At 41.1% G+C, this 17186-nt stretch carries 20 protein-coding genes and 1 pseudogene; 18 read left to right on the top strand and 3 right to left on the bottom strand.

All coding sequences use genetic code 11. The annotated features are described in order from the left end of the window. The 12 genes and pseudogenes from QUA90_RS23985 to QUA90_RS23930 form a co-directional block, all read left to right on the top strand. Window positions 1–311, top strand: a 311-nt coding sequence (locus tag QUA90_RS23985) for a hypothetical protein (protein WP_333257669.1), incomplete at its 5' end; no start/stop codon positions are given. Next, window positions 311–1108: a hypothetical protein gene (locus QUA90_RS23980; RefSeq protein ID WP_194060236.1), complete on the top strand. Its 798-nt coding sequence runs from the start codon at window positions 311–313 to the stop codon at window positions 1106–1108. The genes QUA90_RS23985 and QUA90_RS23980, both read left to right, overlap by 1 nt. Before the next feature lie 133 nt (window positions 1109–1241). Beyond that, window positions 1242–1598 (top strand): DUF3768 domain-containing protein, encoded by a 357-nt coding sequence (locus tag QUA90_RS23975; protein WP_194060237.1) that lies wholly within the window; start codon window positions 1242–1244, stop codon window positions 1596–1598. 70 nt (window positions 1599–1668) lie between these two features. Further along, on the top strand, window positions 1669–2376 hold the full coding sequence (locus tag QUA90_RS23970; RefSeq protein WP_333448125.1) for a hypothetical protein: 708 nt from the start codon (window positions 1669–1671) through the stop codon (window positions 2374–2376). Between the two features lie 44 nt (window positions 2377–2420). Further along, on the top strand, window positions 2421–3059 hold the full coding sequence (locus QUA90_RS23965) for a Mov34/MPN/PAD-1 family protein (protein ID WP_333448124.1): 639 nt from the start codon (window positions 2421–2423) through the stop codon (window positions 3057–3059). Further along, the gene (locus tag QUA90_RS23960; protein WP_333448123.1) at window positions 3025–3930 is read left to right on the top strand and encodes a ThiF family adenylyltransferase; all 906 of its coding nucleotides are present in this window, start codon (window positions 3025–3027) and stop codon (window positions 3928–3930) included. The genes QUA90_RS23965 and QUA90_RS23960 overlap by 35 nt, the downstream gene beginning before the upstream one ends. Before the next feature lie 1162 nt (window positions 3931–5092). Further along, window positions 5093–5218: pseudogene (locus tag QUA90_RS23955) on the top strand (IS1 family transposase); the annotation flags it as partial. Between the two features lie 139 nt (window positions 5219–5357). Further along, window positions 5358–5906, top strand: a complete 549-nt coding sequence (locus tag QUA90_RS23950; RefSeq protein ID WP_333448122.1) for a GIY-YIG nuclease family protein — start codon at window positions 5358–5360, stop codon at window positions 5904–5906. 105 nt (window positions 5907–6011) lie between these two features. Next, window positions 6012–7643, top strand: a complete 1632-nt coding sequence (locus tag QUA90_RS23945; RefSeq protein WP_333448121.1) for a DUF4435 domain-containing protein — start codon at window positions 6012–6014, stop codon at window positions 7641–7643. A 109-nt stretch (window positions 7644–7752) separates the two neighbouring features. Beyond that, window positions 7753–8115 carry a hypothetical protein gene (locus QUA90_RS23940; RefSeq protein WP_333448120.1) on the top strand — a complete coding sequence of 121 codons (363 nt, stop codon included), beginning with the start codon at window positions 7753–7755 and terminating at the stop codon, window positions 8113–8115. 419 nt (window positions 8116–8534) lie between these two features. Further along, complete coding sequence (locus tag QUA90_RS23935; protein WP_333448119.1) at window positions 8535–8888, top strand: DUF4087 domain-containing protein; 354 nt, start codon at window positions 8535–8537, stop codon at window positions 8886–8888. Window positions 8889–8942: 54 nt separating this feature from the next. Then, entirely contained in the window at window positions 8943–9338 is a 396-nt protein-coding gene (locus tag QUA90_RS23930; protein WP_333448118.1) for a nuclease A inhibitor family protein, read from the top strand. On the opposite strand, the gene QUA90_RS23925 is transcribed toward QUA90_RS23930, so the two are convergent. The 3 genes from QUA90_RS23925 to QUA90_RS23915 form a co-directional block, all read right to left on the bottom strand. Beyond that, entirely contained in the window at window positions 9339–10226 is an 888-nt protein-coding gene (locus QUA90_RS23925; RefSeq protein ID WP_333448117.1) for a DNA/RNA non-specific endonuclease, read from the bottom strand. Window positions 10227–10386: 160 nt separating this feature from the next. Continuing rightward, window positions 10387–10638 carry a CopG family transcriptional regulator gene (locus QUA90_RS23920; RefSeq protein ID WP_333448116.1) on the bottom strand — a complete coding sequence of 84 codons (252 nt, stop codon included), beginning with the start codon at window positions 10636–10638 and terminating at the stop codon, window positions 10387–10389. Beyond that, window positions 10635–11225, bottom strand: coding sequence for a ParA family protein (locus QUA90_RS23915; RefSeq protein ID WP_333448115.1), 591 nt, complete (start codon window positions 11223–11225; stop codon window positions 10635–10637). The genes QUA90_RS23920 and QUA90_RS23915 overlap by 4 nt, the downstream gene beginning before the upstream one ends. A 594-nt stretch (window positions 11226–11819) precedes the next feature. Between QUA90_RS23915 and QUA90_RS23910 the strand changes: the two genes are divergently transcribed. The 6 genes from QUA90_RS23910 (at window position 11820) to QUA90_RS23885 (ending at window position 17184) form a co-directional block, all read left to right on the top strand. Next, window positions 11820–11993 (top strand): hypothetical protein, encoded by a 174-nt coding sequence (locus QUA90_RS23910; protein WP_333448114.1) that lies wholly within the window; start codon window positions 11820–11822, stop codon window positions 11991–11993. Between the two features lie 294 nt (window positions 11994–12287). Continuing rightward, entirely contained in the window at window positions 12288–13127 is an 840-nt protein-coding gene (locus tag QUA90_RS23905) for a radical SAM/SPASM domain-containing protein (RefSeq protein WP_333448113.1), read from the top strand. 184 nt (window positions 13128–13311) lie between these two features. Next, complete coding sequence (locus QUA90_RS23900; protein WP_333448112.1) at window positions 13312–14043, top strand: hypothetical protein; 732 nt, start codon at window positions 13312–13314, stop codon at window positions 14041–14043. Between the two features lie 11 nt (window positions 14044–14054). After that, the gene (locus QUA90_RS23895; RefSeq protein WP_333448111.1) at window positions 14055–14930 is read left to right on the top strand and encodes a glycosyltransferase; all 876 of its coding nucleotides are present in this window, start codon (window positions 14055–14057) and stop codon (window positions 14928–14930) included. Between the two features lie 3 nt (window positions 14931–14933). After that, entirely contained in the window at window positions 14934–16193 is a 1260-nt protein-coding gene (locus QUA90_RS23890; RefSeq protein ID WP_333448110.1) for a nucleotide sugar dehydrogenase, read from the top strand. Between the two features lie 28 nt (window positions 16194–16221). Next, entirely contained in the window at window positions 16222–17184 is a 963-nt protein-coding gene (locus tag QUA90_RS23885) for a TauD/TfdA family dioxygenase (protein WP_333448109.1), read from the top strand. The last annotated feature ends 2 nt before the right edge of the window (window positions 17185–17186 follow it).

Here is a 17186-nt window from a genome sequence, read left to right as displayed (position 1 = left end):
AACAAGCCAAGACAAAGGGTGTAGAAGAAGATTGGAAAAAAGAACTATGCGTACTGCTCACTCCCCATTCCCCACTCTCCTCACTTATGGCAGCACCAGAAGAACCGAATCAAGCTGTCCAACTCACTTGGGCTCTCCAATGTGAATCTATCAACGGTTATGTTACTCCGCTAACCTTAGCAAGTCGCACTCAAGAAATCTCTCAAGCAATAGCGAGAGGTGAACAAGAACTACAGCGATTTAAAGCAACTCTCAAACAACTGCAACTTGCGCCAGCTATTGCACATCCCCAAATTCCCCTGAATTTTTAATGCCTGCAACCATTTTGTCTGTGTCGCAAGCCATCGCTGGTTTGCGACACTCCTACCCAGTAACCAAGCCAATTGAAGCGATTGAATTTCTCCAGCAAACGCTTAATAGTATTCAAATACTAAACCTTTACCAACACTTTTTTCCAACTGAATTTACCACCAGTACCAGTTCTATTTACTCTGATAGTCCTGACATTCATAGCCCCCGCGAATTAGAATTTTTTAGTCTGCTTGACGAAACAGAACTTATCCCTATCAGCCCCTGGCAATTAGAAATAGCCCAAGAAGAACGCCTCGACGAACTCCTGATAGAGCCTTGGGGGTTAGATTGGTTGAGCTATGAAGATTATGATATTGAGTCATTAGCCCCTGAGTGGCAAATCTTGCTGCCTCTAACTTCTAAAGGACTAGATTGGCTAACTGAAAATGACGCACAAGATTGGTATGAAGAGGAATTTAACGTTTTATTTTCTCACGTTTTACCACCCGATAGTATCAATTATCTGCAATTCCAAGAGCTTTGCTCTCTGGCTGACTTTCCCATAAAATCAGTGCCAATTGTACTAAGTTTCCTCAATTATTCAACAGGTAATATTTGGCTAGACGGCTGCGCTCAAGACGAGTATCAATTTAGAGAATGGACAGTCGAAAACTTGATATCTTTATCAGCGCAATGGCAAAGTGCTAAAGAAGTAATAACCCAAGCTCAACAGGTTATCGACTGGCTTGCTACTGACCGCCCTCGACGTTTTCAGCAAATTCTTGAACTCTGGAACAAGAGCACTTTGTCAATTTGAATTACCTATGAATCCAAATAATTACGATTGAAACTCTCAAGTCTAAAAATGCTGAGCTCCCCGCTTAAGCGTATTCATTGTGAAGCAGCAACCGCTAGTGCGGTTGTAGCTGTTGGAAATTGAGGTCTTAACCATGACTGAAACTCTAACAACAACCGAAAGAATTGCACGTCTCAATGACCAGTTGCGTCAAGGAAATACCAAAATTGGTGAAATTCGGATCACTCAAACTGTAAAAGCTCTTCCTCCTGAATACCAACAAAAATTACTGCAATTAGTAAGAGATTTTAACAGTTTTGAATCAGGCAACGACCCCTACGGAGAACGAGATTTTTTTGCCATTCAACTGGATAGCAAAAACTACTTTTTCAAAATTGATTATTTTGACAGAAAAGCTTGGCTGGACAACCAAGAAGTGAGTTCAGAATGCCCAGAAAACTCGGATAAAACTTGGAGAGTTGCTACCCTAATGAAATCGAATGAATACTAATTTTCAAGTAGGAGCTAACCTTACCTATCGGGTTAGCTCTATAACCTCTATCAATTTTAAGCTATTATGTATGCAACATTTGTCAGGAGAAGCCTTCCGTGAAATTCTGCAAATAGCTCCCCGACAGCTAACAGAAATTGATGCTGAATTACTGTTCATCAAAGAACAATACCTGTTCCATTATCGAGAAGGGACAAAGGAACACTACAAACTACTCTCCTCTGTCAGTTTGAGAACTGCATTTTCTCACGAGCCAATTGATACAGGTTGGATGCCTCCAGGAGTCATAAGGTGGGGAACTAATTCTCAAGGAAATTGGGTAGTAAAATTCATACCTCCTGCTCAATATAACCTCCACTTTGATGATATTGAACCGATTACTATTCCGCTAACCGCTTTGGTATTGGTAGGACAGAACACTCAATATTGGGTATGGGCAACTGATGTCGCCACCTTCAACCCAGAGGCGAAACCTTACCATACTCCCTTACCAAATATCCACCCAAACGGTTTAATTTGCTGGGGACAAAATACTCCCCCGGTTGCTTCAACTCAAACCATTGATATTGCTTGGCAAACTTTCATCACTACTCCTTTCAATGCTGACTTATCCAGCCAAAAAAGCCGAAAGTTTCCCCAAGATGTCAGAGAACATCTGAAAAGTTTAGCCTTGAAAAAAAGGCGTTCCTATCCTGTTAAAGATTTAGTTGAAAGCAGGTGCAACCAGTCAATTAACTCTTTAATAGAACACCTTTTATTGATTGCTAACCCTATCTAGGGATTGCACTCAACATTTTTCTTTCAACCGCCAAGTTTAAGTTAATGCTAAAACTTTTTAACCACATTCATGCCTCTATTCCCTTGCCTCCCATTGCTACTGGAGTATTCTGCGAATACGTTACAGCTTCTAACGGCGTGTTTGTGCGTTCAGTTCGCCCCGGACTAGAGGCAATGATTCCTGTTGCAAATTCAGCGCCCAATACTATCAAAGGGTTGCCATCTATAGAACCGTACTTGTACCTTGACACTCGTTCAGTACCATTAGAATTACTCCTTTCTATGTGTACAAAATCTGCATTTAGCAAAGATAATAGTGGGAATCTCACAGAGATTTTATTTCACCTATCCCTTGACAGCCGCAATCAATGGCAACTGACAATTCCACTCCAAACAACTACACGAACAAGCTGCCAACCTCTTGATAATTTATCCTGCTCAACTGCCTTAATTGAATGCCACTCTCACGGAGAAATGCCTGCTTTCTTTAGTAGCACAGATGATGCTGACGAGCGCGGGTTTAGACTCTATGCAGTCTTGGGTAAAGTTAATACTTTAAATCCTGAGATTTTAGTCAGAATCGGAATTTTCGGACACTATAGCTTAATTAAAGCTAGTTCTGTATTTGAAGAGCCATATTTTATCACCGATGCTTACCAAAACTCCCTTAAACCTCGACTTTGAGTACGCCAATTCTACCCCTCTCCTCCTCAAAGATTACTCTCACCTACACTTGTGGCTCGTTGGCTGTGGGGGCACTGGCTCTTATGTAGCTGAAAGTTTAGCACGATTAGCTTACGTTTTCAAACAACGTGGTAAAAATGTCAATGTTGCCTTTGTTGACCCTGACATTGTTGAAGAGAAAAACTTGGGAAGGCAGAGATTTTGTCAATCTGAACTGGGATTGAATAAAGCCGCTACTCTTGCTTTGCGTTACAATCTTACCTGGGGGCTAGAAATTAGTGCAATTCCTGACTATTTTGACCCCAAATTGGTAAAATCATACTGGAATGATTTGGTAATTATCACTGGCTGCGTTGACAATAGTGCGGCTCGTCGTTCCCTCGGCAAAACACTAGAAAGTAACCGCCACTCTGATATTCCAAGAATCTGGTATCTTGATGCTGGCAATAACTTTGATAGCGGTCAAATTCTACTAGGTAGTCATAATTGTGGTGAGGGGTTAATTACTCACCTAGATCAATTTGAGAAAACAGGCATTATGGGAGCGTTACCCTCTCCTATTTGGCAGTGCCCCAATTTGAGAAAATCCCAGCCTGAAGAACTGGCAAATACCTATTTATCTTGTGCTGAGTTAGCCACTATTAACGCTCAGAGTCTCACAATTAATCAAGGGATAGCCTCCATTATTGCTGACTATTTATTCCGTCTCACTTTGACGAATGACTTGCGCAGGTTTGCCACTTTCCTTAACCTTAAATCGGGTTCTATGCGCTCGGAATTTATCAGTTTTTCATCTCTTAAAAGGTTTGCAAGAGGGGGAGGGGGAAGGGGAAGGGTGGAAAAAGGAAGGGAAGAGGAAGGGGAAGGGTAGAAAAAGCTGATTATTTGGGGAGGGGAAAGGAAGGCTTCGCCGTGAACTATGCGGCTCGACTGAGCGACATTCGGCTTGCGCTCAATCGAGCCACAATTCGGCTAAGCTCATGGTCGAAGCCTCACGCCGAAGTCCGACGGGAACCCCGCTTACCGAACGTCCGAATGGAAAGTTATAGGTTGCCGTTATCTAAATTGAATAAAAAATCAAATAAGGAGTATGAGAAAATTGGCAACATAGTAGCCGTTATACCAGCCTTGACAGTCGCGTAAATTGCTGTTGTCGGACTCGCGCTTTGCAATCGGCTAAACTGTTGTTGTCTGATAAAGCTTGACAGTCGGCTAAACATTTATTCCCTGACTTGGTTTACAGCAGTCGCTCGACTCCTAGCTATTAATGGCGGTTATAATTCTCCACCCTATTAGTCCAGGTAGTAATTTCTAAGTAGGTAGGCGGGATTAAACCGAATAATGTAACAGTATGTAAATAGGCTTAAGTCAGCCAGTAGAGAGCATTTGAACACTTTACATCGTTTACATAGTTGCGTTTTAAAGCGCCGACTTACTTAGGCGTAAAGAGCGATCGCTAATATATTTCAACAACTAAATAGTTGGCCGTGCCTGTCCCATACCTTACCGCTCTTATTGATGTATTTGGGCTTCAGTCGCGATCATCGCCGTCGTTCCTGATTCTATATCAATAAGGTTTGAACTGCGGGTAAGCAGTATGCTCAATATTCATGGGGGGTGGATATTTTTCGTCTGGACGCATTAGTCACGGTTTGCGATCGCAAAACCATTGCTTGCTACCAAGAGAGAACAGCCATAACCAGTCACAACAGGCAAAGGCACGAACAGCACAAAAAAGCAGTAAAGGGACATGAAATTGCAGGCGTTTGCCGGATATTTTCGGATAAAAACAGGTAGAGGCCAGTCCCTGCAAATGTCTGTATTCTCACGCTCTTTTGTACAGTACACACCTGATTTTGTACAGCAAATGACTGACTTTAGTGCTCCCCAAAAATTAACGGGACTTAAACAACTTTTAAGCCCAAACAAAACCCCAACTGGCTTTATATGCAGCTTGAGCGTCCATATTTTGTTGTAGCCAGCGCACAAATCTATAAGATATAGCTGTTCTCAAAGCTTCTAAGACTTCAGTAAAATGTTACTTTTATATCACAGATAGATGGCTAGTTTACCCAAGGTTTATTCCCGATAAAGACCAAATTATCTATAAAAGTTACATGACCAGACTAGAGGGCGAGAATACGCGACTACGACATTACGCACAATGTCATCACTTTGGTATAATTGTGAGAGTATGAGTGCGATATTTGGAGACATTACTACCGTGAGCGTGGCGTTTGGCAGAATTCTATTGAGCTTACACTTTCCAGCAGCGATCGTCCAACAATCTTAAAATCTGTGCAGCAACTCGAACTTTTTCCGCAACCCAAACCCTGCTCCGCTAAATCTCCTCAACTAACGATGAGTTCCGAGGCTTTGTATTCTTGGAAACAACGCATTTTTGAACACCAACAATCTGAAAGTGCGCCACAACCGCGACAGGGAAGTCTATTCGAGCTAGCAGTAAATCCTTGTGAACCCAACAACATAGACCCGTTTGCCCTGCAATTGCACAATCTCTCATTCTGTGAGAAACCGGATTGGGGCGATCGTACTTGCCTCTATTTTGTTATTGACAACGAGCTTCCATTGCTGCTGTATGTAGGAGAAACTGACCGCACCCCCAAGCAACGATGGATGAGCCACGATTGTCATAAGTACATTGGCAACTACATCGAATTGCATCGGCGTTATTCCCTGGATGTGAGTGTAGCCATAGCATTTTGGTACGGAGCGCCGAGCAATCGAAAAAAGCGGCTGCAACTAGAGTCCGAGCTTATCTACAAGTGGCGATCGCCTTTCAATAAAGAATGCTGGCAGTGGTGGGGGCAACCGTTCGGGAAGTAAAACCCATAAAAATCACACTTTTAAATCTAGGAACAATTGCATTAATATATCTAAGTTGGCAATTAACTTACCTATCTATTTTATTTCGTAATGTTGAACCAAAATTTGATACTTCCTCCTAAAGAGGCAAACAGCCAACCTGAAATTTTAGTTTGCTGCGAGCCAGTGGTAATCATAGGAGCTAATGGTGCTGGAAAAAGTAGGCTTGGTTTGTGGATAGAGCAGAATCAGTCGAATCCTGAAAAAGTTCACAGGATTTCAGCGCAAAAGTCGCTAGATTTCCCGGAATACGTGCAATTGAAGAGCTTAGAGCAAGCCGAAAAAGAATTATTGTTGGGTACTAGCCAAAATCCCCAAACTTGGGGGGGGCTACTTCAAACAAAGATGGTTAACAGGTGGTCAGGTGGTCAGCAGCGCCCTACGTTGAGTGTAACCGTTGCATTAAATGACTACGAAAGAGCGCTTGCTCTTCTTTTTGCTAAAAAATATCAAAGAGATAGCCAACTAGCTAAACGTATTAGAGAAATGGAGCGCGAAGACAAGAATGAGCGTCCTGAACTACCAAATTCTCCTGATGAAATATTACTGAATATTTGGAAAGATATTTTACCTCATAGAGAACTCGTTATTGAAGATGGCAAAATTAATGTTTTAATTTCTGGCAATGATGTCTATCATGGAAGAGAAATGAGTGATGGAGAACGGGTAGCTCTCTATTTAATGGCGCAATGCCTATGCCTACCGCCTGATTCGATTGTAATTGTGGATGAACCTGAAATTCACCTTCACAAATCCTTAATGAGCAAACTTTGGTCAAAAATTGAGGAAGCACAACCTAACTGCCTGTTTGTTTATATTACCCATGACGTTGATTTTGCGGCTTCTAGAGTAGGTGCTAAAAAAATATGGCTTAAAAGTTACGATGGTAACCACTGGAACTGGGATGAAGTTCCAAAAGCTGAAGCTTTACCAGAACCAGTTTTATTAGAAATTTTAGGTAGCCGGAAAAAAGTTCTCTTCGTCGAAAGTGATAAAGGGGGTTTAGATTACAAAATTTATGAAGCGGTATATCCCGAATTTTTGATAATGCCTCGTGGTGGCTGTGACAAAATAATTGAGGCAACTAAAGCTATGCGAGACAATTCAGCCCTTCATCATGTTGAAGCTTTTGGTATTGTTGATATGGACTACAGACATCAAGCTCAGATTGATTCTTGGAAAAATTTTAATATATTTCCATTGAACGTAGCTGAAGTCGAGAATATTTTGTGTGTTCCTGAACTCTTAGAAGTAGTTGCCACTTTTCTCGGTCTTAACCCGTCCGACATTTGTCAGCGAGTTGCTGACTTTGTTATTGATAAACTGGAGAAAGATTTAGAATATCAAGTAGCACAACGTTCTGCATCAGAAATTCAATTCAAGTTAAATATGTTTAATGCCAAAAAAAGTATAGAAAAAACTTCCTTCGTGAAAACTTTTGATGATTTAGTAGCTTCTATTGATGCTCATAAAATTTATGAAAATAACTTTAGTTTGTACAAAAACGTTCTTGTATCAAAGGATTATGAAAAAGCTCTCCTCCTTTACAATAATAAAGGTTTACCTTCTAGAATTTCGCATTTTTTTGGCTTACTACCTGGGCAATATCAACAACAAGTTGTGAGATTGTTGTCTAGTGAGCATAAAAATGCTATTGTATCTGGACTAAAAAAATATACTCCAACTCTAATTGGTTAGAGATAAAAAGTTAACCTACTTGAAGGAGGATTATTTTCAACCATAATTAGGCTTCACTTCTAAGTCACAGCGATCACATACTACGAAGTAAACGCATCTCCACCGACCAATGAAAAAGTACCTCAACCTCGTTACTGCCCTCATCGCATCACTCAAGCCCAAATCCAAAATACCCATAATCGACACTTATGGTCAATCCACGCTTAACCAAGACGAGCAGCAAGCTCTCATGGAATGGCTCTTTGCTAGTTTGATGGGCGCGGGGTACTTCAGTAAAGCTCACCTGATTTGGGATGATGGCAAAGACAGAGAGCGAGAGATATTCACCGCATTGATGAGAAACGAGCCGATATTCCTGTACCGCCAGGGAGCGCGACCTACCCCAACGGTTGAAGGATATGGCTGGCGGCTGATTGGCGAACATCCAAGTTTGAGGGTGTATGAGTTGCAGGTGGAAGTTGAAGGAGAGTGAGGACGATCGATATCGTGACCGACGAAGAAAGTTGCCAAGGTTGCCGGGACGTAACTAAACACCAAAACTCACCCAGCGTCATCACCACAAGCAGTTTTAGGAGTTTTAGGATATCCAGAGCGATCGCCTGCAACGTCACCTTTGTAAACTCTGGTTCATTGTCCACTAGCATCCGCTCAAGTTGATGAAGTCGTGCAGTATGCTTGAGTAATTGGGAGGAAATTAGGGTGCTATTCTACTCTTACCTTCGCCAATTCTCCGTCGATAAGCAGCAGTTCCGGGAACTCCAACTTTTCTCGCAATCAAACAAGTAGGGACTGCGGGATTGAGCTTTTGCTTCACCGGCATTAATCAGTGCTGATGAATTTGCTGCTATAGTTGGGTAAAAACTGACTAAACTTAAATTTATGAAGAAAAACTTGTTTATATCCGTTATTATTTCATCTCTTTTTATCGTTGTCCTTCCTGCTAAAGCAGTTGAGACTAGGTGCGGATGGTTGCATAATCCCACGCCTAGGAATTGGTATTTAGTAGACAAAGATGGTCGTTGGATTATCTCGCAGCAAGGGGGATATGAAGCTAAAGGAATGGATGATAATCTTCCTACTAATGAGAAAGAGTACGTCAAAACGAATGGTTATTATGGGTATGGTTGTGCTTGTATGGATGTGGTGACAGATAAGGAGCGATCGAGAATTAGCGAAATTCGGGGCGGAGAATCATTACCGCTCTCAACCTGTCGCGAAGATCCGAACCTGCCAAAAAGTCTTTAGTTTCAGCCAACACCAACTGTACAATCACAGTAAAGCTGAGAAACCACCGCAATCATGACCGACTCGATCGCCACCCAACTCAAACAAGCTTCCGAGGGCTTACTATTCGCAAGCGAAACCGATGCTCCCTTCGAGGTCATTCATTGGCCGGCACAAGGAGAACTCACTCCGGCGAAGCTGCTGCAACTTACCAAACATTCACCTGACGTTGCAGTAGAAATAGTGAGTGTGGACGAGTTCTTTGATACCCCCACTGCTGAAGAAGATTGGCACGATGAAGAGGAAGAGGAAACGGCGAAGCGCTTTCAGAACTTGGTGAGCATCCTAAAGCAGAACCTATCGCACTTACAGGTTTACCGAGTTGGCAGCATTGAGATTGATGTCTACATCATCGGGATGACTCCCGGTGGCGATTGGGCAGGGCTTTCTACTCAAGTAGTGGAAACTTAATTACTGAGCATCCACTTTACTTTCAATGACTTGTTGAACCTGTGGCGACACATTAGACAAGAAATTCAGCCCCGTCTCGCGTTCAATTCTTGCCACGGGAACTCGAAAGCTTTTCCATCCTTTGCCTTTGATGCTGGCATCGTTAGGCATCATCACGGCGATCGTCCTGGTATTTGCGTCAATTCCCTGCATCCCCAATCCTTGTCTATCCAGCACCACGATAACTTTCCAATTCTTTGCCGGCACTGCAATCTTTTCCTTTCTGCCGATGCTGCCTTTCCTCCCCACGGGCCCGGCAATGATGTAAAGTTCCTTGCCCTGCTGCACCAATTCTCGACAATACTCTTCTAAATCATTCCACAAACCTCGGTTAACTTCTGGCACTTGAGGCATCATGTTGGTCATCAGGAATGTGCTGCTGTTATCCGCTTCATTGCGGGTGCGATCGGCACTGGGTGCAATGTGTCCCCTGTCGTAACCGCTTCCCGTGTAATCGTTGGGACGGACTTTGTACCAAGCAGCGGGGAGGGAATCATCGGGACGGAAGTTGTCTTGGCGATCGGCTGCTCCAATCCAAGATTTGTTGAGCTGCCACGAAACCCAGTTAGCGGTCTTAGTTTTGCTGTTGTAAGAAAGCACGTACTGCGGCTTCACCATCAGGTAGTTGTCGATGTTGCTGGCAACACTGGGAACGGCATTGCTGGGATTGCCCAGGAGTAAGTTGCGGTTGTTGGTTGCCGAAGCGATCGGTGGCTGCGTTGTGGGTTTCTGCACTCTTGGTTTAGGAGAAACTCGCGGCAGTGAAGATGGCGGGGCTGATGTCAGATTACAGCCAGCCATCATCCCCAAAATCAGAGCGATCGCCCCCAACGGCCATATTTTTTTCATGCTGCACCGCTCCCTTACGAGTCCAGTGCCAGCTTACCAACATACGCACCCAACAGTACACGAACTCAAAAATGCAGCGATTGACGGGAAAGGTAACTGCTGCAAATAAGAGAAAAAACTCGCAACATTCAAATGTTCAATCATTCAAACATTCAAGCATTCAAATGTTTTTAGTGGCACTAAGCTGCTGGAGGTATTGAGCGACGGACTTTTCAACCAGCTCGCTGATTTCTTCACCTGACTGTGCGGCAGCAGATTTGAGGTCGCGGTGCATTTGTTTGGGCAGGTAAACCGTGGCCCTGACAAAGTTTGGGTCTTTGCTTTTGGGGAGTGCGGGAGCGAGTGCAGGGGCGAGATCTGGTTCGCCTGGTTTGAGTTTCTTGGCCTTTAACAAATCATCAAAGCGGCTCACGGCAATATCTCCTTGCCGACAGCGGCATAACAACCCCAAGCAGCTTTGGCGTAGGCATCTTTGACAGCACTTACGGGAACCCCGGCGAGCGCTGCTTTTTGAAATACTGCTAGCCGCCTGACCTCAGCTTTGAATATCGGCAACTGGGCTTTCTCGATCGTTCTGCGAGACTCAATCCCGACTTTGCTAGGAGCGGGTGGGATGAGGGTGAGCAAAATGCGGTAATTCGATTTTAGGGAATGCAGAGCTTCCACCATTTGCACCATCGCGGTGAGGGCCATCGCATCGGGAGAACTCGGCAAAATCAGCAAGTCACAACCTTCAGCTACAGTTTTGAGTTCGTCTGGGTCTGGTCTAGCCGGCGTGTCTATCACGATGTGCTCGTAATCTCTGGCAAAGCGAACTCCTTGCTTTTCATCCACCACTTTGAACGGGAGGGAACCCCGCGCACCCCAATCCAAAGCACTGCGGTTGAGGTCGCCATCTACTAACAAAGCGGGTGCTTTGGTTTGCAGATAAGCTGCTAAGTGCAGTGCTGTAGTTGTCTTGCCGACTCCGCCCTTGAATGAGGCGATTGTCACGATCATAGGTTTATCGATACGTTGATTAACTCAACTTTATCCTGTAATCATCTAAATGTCTAGACATTTGAATGATTGAACGTTTAAGATGATGCCGTATCTAGCCAGTTATAGGGCGGGTTGGCTCGGCTAATTAACGATAACAACGTAGCGCTCGGTTGTGCGGGATGGGAGGAGGTGGATCTTCCCAAAAATCCAGCAGTTGCTGCACTGCAAGAGTTTGCCCCTATTCGCTCTCTCGAACGTGTGAATACTGTCGCGGGCCACATCACCAGCGGTTTATTTAATCATCTAAACGTCTAGATGTCTGGTTGAATAATTCAAGATTTATGCAACTGATACCTGGCGATGAGCGCGCATAGCGAAGCTATCCCCTAGGAAATCGCCCTCAACCTTTCTGTTACACGCTCTTGGGCGTTAAAACGAGCCAAAGTCTTTTGAGGTAAGGGTTGGAGGCTTATTCTGCAAGTTCTACTTAGTAGTGGATGCTCCTCTCCTGCGGGGCTGAGTGAAGCAACTAGGGCTATCTTGATGAGGGCAGACTTAGGCTTGGTGCCGGTGCAACCGAGCGGTATCGACGTACAATGAGCCGCCGATGCAGTGCGACTCATCAAACAAGCTCAATCGGTAAGCCAAGGCCCGCCCCAAGCGGTGATGTTTCTCAGCCGTGCGGTGAAGGGCACAAAGCTCAAAACCGAAGCAATGGAGTTGTTAGGAAAACTTACACCCACCATCAAGCCGTGCTCAACTCAGTCATTCACCAAAAACAAGTGATTGCTGATTCTTCGGGGCAAGCAGCTACGATATGGGATTAGGGCGGTCAACCAGCTAAAGATTCTGGTAAAGACGGGTTTCAGAATCGGACATTGAAACCTCTTACCGCACCTTGTGCCCCCATCTCCACCGAGAAAAATTGTTCTCGTAATCCGGAGAGTATGATATTATTGCCTCATCAGACAGTATTAATGAAACAAAAGCTAGCTTACGCTGGATTAGCTCAGTGCTTGTGGAGCTGACCTCAAGGACGTTTAGATAAAAAAACAAAAAGTGAAAAGGAGGCGAGGCGATATGCTACGTCATTGGATAGAGAAAAATCACATAACTCTCTTTAGAGAAGTCAAAGGTAAGCTTATAAAAGTTAAATGGCTTAAAAAAGCTATACGTAAGCTGTTTGACATATTTTTGGTGGCATACCCTGGCACACCCCCGATAACGACTTTAGCAATTGAGATCAATGAAGCTTGCAATAGAAAATGTGCTTGGTGTCCTAATTCCGAAAATTCACGAAAAAATAATTTTCTTGACGAAGATGTATTTTATAAAATTATAGATCAAATGGTGAAAATGAAGTTTATTGGAAGGGTAACATTTAATCAATATAACGAGCCTTTACTTGATAAAAGATTGCCTAAGTTTATCAGATATATAAGACAAAATCTGCCTTCTTCTTATATATATATAAATACTAATGGAGATTTCATGAATTTTGAATTATGGAACCTTTTAAGGAAAGAAGGATTAGACTATGCGAACATATCTCAATATGATGGAAAAATCAATCAAAACATTGAAAAAGTATTAGAGTGTCTCGATAATGAGGAGAAAAAACATTTTGGTGTTAATATTTTTGATATATCAAAAATCAATAACAGAGCTGGCTTAGTTAATACAGCTACCGAGCTTCCGTTAGAAAAATTTTGTTTTAGACCATTTTCTCAATTATCTGTGACCTATGAGGGTAAGGTTGTATTATGTTGTAATGACTATTTCGGTCATGTTGAAGTTGGCGATGTAAGGACAACACCAATAAAAGAAATATGGGAGAATGAAATTTTTACGCGTTACAGAAAAGAACTTAAAAAGGGTAACCGGGCTGATTTAGAACTGTGTAAAACGTGTGACGCATGATATGATATTCATCTAATCGTTCTCCTCCTCTCATGCACAGCTTAGTTTCTGTGTAAAGCAATTGCTACCACTAGACAGATTTTCTAACCTTTACGCAGACTTGGTTTTCAGTAAGTCCGGAATTCAAACTAAATATTAACAGTCTAATCATTAATACTAAAAATTTCAAAAAACAACATATGATATGATTAGTGTGATTTTGAATGTCTACAAAAGAAATAGCAATCTAGAAAGACAAATTAATGCTTTAATTGGTCAGACAGTACAGATTGAGTACGAGGACATCCATGTTTGGTATAATCATATTGGATTGAATCAGCATTTGCCTCAATCAAGGAACATAAAAACTTATGTATGTAGTTGGAATACTAAGTTTCACGGAAGATTCTTGATATCACTACTTGTAAAAACTCCATTTGTTGCTGTTTTGGATGATGACATCATACCTGGCAACAAATGGTTTGAAAATTGCTTGAATAGTATTAATAACGTTAATGGAATACTTGGAGGAAGTGGAGTCATACTTAAAGCTAAAGCTTATCGCCCCAACCTAAAAATAGGTTGGAACGGAGTACATTCACCAAACAACGAAAAAGTAGATTTAGTAGGTCAGACGTGGTTTTTCAGACAAGAGTGGGCTAAGTATTTATGGTATGAAGAACCGCTAACATGGAATAATGGCGAAGACATTATGTTTTCGTATCTTGCACAAAAGCATGGTGGCATAAGCTCATTTGTCCCACCACATCCAGAGCAAGATAAGGAACTTTGGAGCAATGTACCTGAGCGAGATTGTGGTTATGGAACAGATGAAAATGCATCTTTTCTAAATGCTTCAGAGCATTTTCACATTAGAGATGGAATATGCCAACGTTACATTGATATGGGCTGGAAAACGGTTAACAATATTAAATAAATCCGAATAATATGACCCACAAACTTGTATCTGTTATCATACCTTGCTTTAATGCTGAAATATGGATTGAGGAAGCTATACAAAGCTGTCTTAATCAGACATATTCAAATATCGAAATTGTTGTTATTGATGATGGATCAACAGACAAGTCTTTGGATGTTATTAAGAAATACAAAGATGAAATAGTATGGGAAACAGGTTTTAATAAAGGGGCAAATCATGCGAGGAATAGAGGATTGGCATTATCTCAAGGGGAGTTTATTCAACTGTTAGATGCAGATGACTTTTTATTGCCAGAAAAAATTGAGAGACAAATCAAGCTTTTGGAAGAAACGGGTGCAGATGTAATATATGGAGATGTTTATTATCAAACTCACTTGAGTAATAGTGAAGTTAAATTATCTCCAGTTGATCTTATTGGTGCTACTGGCTTTCACGAGGATTATCTGGAAACTGTTCTATCCTACGGATGTATGCCTTGTCAGGCATATCTTATTAGAAAAAGTGCTATTAATTGTGAAGAAGGATGGGATGAAAATCTCAAAGCTGGACAGAACAGAGACTTTATATTATCTATACTGATAGATAGTGCAATCGTTCTGTATCAACCAGGATACTATTCAGTTTATAGGAAAAACCATAGTAACAAGACTATTACTTCAAACAAAACTCTTCTAGCATATTACTTTGGGTTGGTTTCAATGAAAGCGGAGAAGAAACTAAATGTTCGCAAAAAATCATCTAAGAAATACTTAAGAGCGATCGCGAACTCTTATCTCATAAGAGCAAATCGGGATCGTAAACAAATAACGTCTTTATGCTACATTTGGCTGGTTTTTATGTTTCTAATATCTCATATAAAATTAAGCTTTTTAAGAGAGGTATAGCTCATGACTTTAGTGGAAGAAAAAATTGCTGTTCTTGGGCTTGGTTATGTAGGATTACCTCTTGCTTTATCCTTAGCAGAACATTTTTCTACTATTGGATTTGACACTGATCCAGACAAGGCTAACAAATTACGCAACAATCCTGAAGTGGTAAAGTCTAACTTAAGGATTACCGATAATGCAAGTGATCTTAAAAACAGGAATTTCTTTATAGTTGCTGTCCAAACTCCCCTAAATGCTCATAATCAACCAGATCTCAGTTTTCTAGTAGAAGCATCAGAAATTATTGCTTCTGTCATTAGTCATGGAGGTATTGTTGTCTATGAATCAACTGTTTACCCAGGAGTTACAGAGGATATTTGTAGAAAAATTATTGCTAATAAATCTTGTTTGAAACAAGGCACGGAATTTAAAGTAGGCTATTCGCCAGAAAGAATTAATCCAGGCGATGAAAATCATACCTTAGAAAAAACTGTTAAAGTTATTGCTGGAGAGGATCTAGATGCATTAGAAAGAATAGAAAGAGTTTACGGAAAAATCATTCAAGTTGGGCTCTACCGAGCTAAATCTATTAAAGTTGCTGAAATGGCTAAAGTTGTTGAGAATACGCAAAGAGATCTGAATATTGCTTTAATAAATGAAATTTCTATTATTTGCGACAAGCTAGAAATACGGACTCGTGATGTTTTAGATGCAGCAAAAACAAAATGGAATTTCCTTGATTTTAATCCAGGTTTAGTAGGTGGACATTGTATTGCAGTTGATCCTTATTACTTAATAGCGAAATCTGAAGAACTTAGCTATCACCCAGAAGTTATTCTGGCAGGTCGCCGAGTAAACCAGAGTATAGTTCAATATCTAGGACAGAAACTTATCAATTTATTAGTTCAAGCAAATATAGGTATAGCAAATGCAACAGTAGGAATATTAGGTATCACATACAAAGAAAACTTTTGTGATATTCGTAATAGTAGAGTTCCAGATTTAGTATCAGAATTGAAAGATTTTGGCATCAACCCTTTAATTTATGATCCTCTAGCTGATTTCAATGCTGTTAAAAGGGAATACAATTTAGAGCTAGTTCAATGGGAAAAATTAACGAGTCTAGACGCTATTATTTTGGCAGTTCCCCATCGAGTTTTTATAGACAAACTTGATGAATTCATATTATCTAAATTAAAGAGTGATGGAGTTTTGATGGACATAAAATCAGTAGTTAGGAGTGAAACCCTTCCTTATTCTGTAACCTATTGGAGTTTGTGAGTAAGGAAAGATTTGGAGGATTTTTTATATGAAGTCTACGATTACTACAATAGATTGTCAAAAGTTTACAAATCAATTACTAGCTTTGGCTGGCCGATGTAGAAGCAATCCCTATCAAGATCTGGATAACTTTTTACTAGAATGTCATTCTCTAGTCCAGGAATTACCAGATGAGTTAATTCATGCAATTAAACATTTTAGTTACAAGACTAATGGAGGTTGCCTGCTACTAAAATCCCTACCATCAGACTCGAAAATTTATAGTTTTAAATATCAGGAGAAATATCAGTTAAACAGTAAAAGTCCAAGGTTTTTTTACAGTGAAATTTTTCTTGGCATAATTGGTCAAAATCTTGGAGATGTAGTAGGTGTAGAGAAACGGGACATTTTCCAAGACGTTTGTCCTTGTCCTGGTCATGAAATGGAGTTTTCTGCCACAAGTTCTCAGGTAGCACTTCAGTTACACACAGAGAAAATGTTTCATCCTTATACCCCTGATTTTTTACTTTTAAGTTGTATTAGACCTGACCGGGAGCGTAAGGCAGAAACCACTATAGTAAACGCAGAAAATATATATCAATCAATTTCCAAAAAACATCAAGATTTATTATCAAGCAAAATCTTTTACCCTAAGCTTGATCTACCTTACATAGAGCAAAGTATGGTGTATTCGGTGTTCTATGAGTACCAAAATAGACTCTCTATAAGGTTTAACGTTGATTTTTTGACGAGTCCTAATAGCTATGCCAATGAAAGCCTTCATCAACTAAATATTACAGTAAATACAATTTGTGAATCTGTTTACCTCGATAAAGGTGATTTGCTGATAATTGATAATCGAAGATGCCTGCATGGACGATCTAGGTTTGTAGCAACATATGATGGTTTTGATAGATGGTTACAGAGAATTCATGTAATCGAGGATTTAAGTAGTGTGCCTACCAAGTATAAACGTGATAGATTTATTAATTATAAAAAAGATAAAATTTAGGA

The organism is Microcoleus sp. D3_18_C4 (assembly GCF_036702355.1).
Lineage (GTDB): Bacteria > Cyanobacteriota > Cyanobacteriia > Cyanobacteriales > Microcoleaceae > Microcoleus.
Note: the sequence above shows the minus strand (reverse complement) of the source record. Positions and strands in the feature narration are given on the sequence as shown.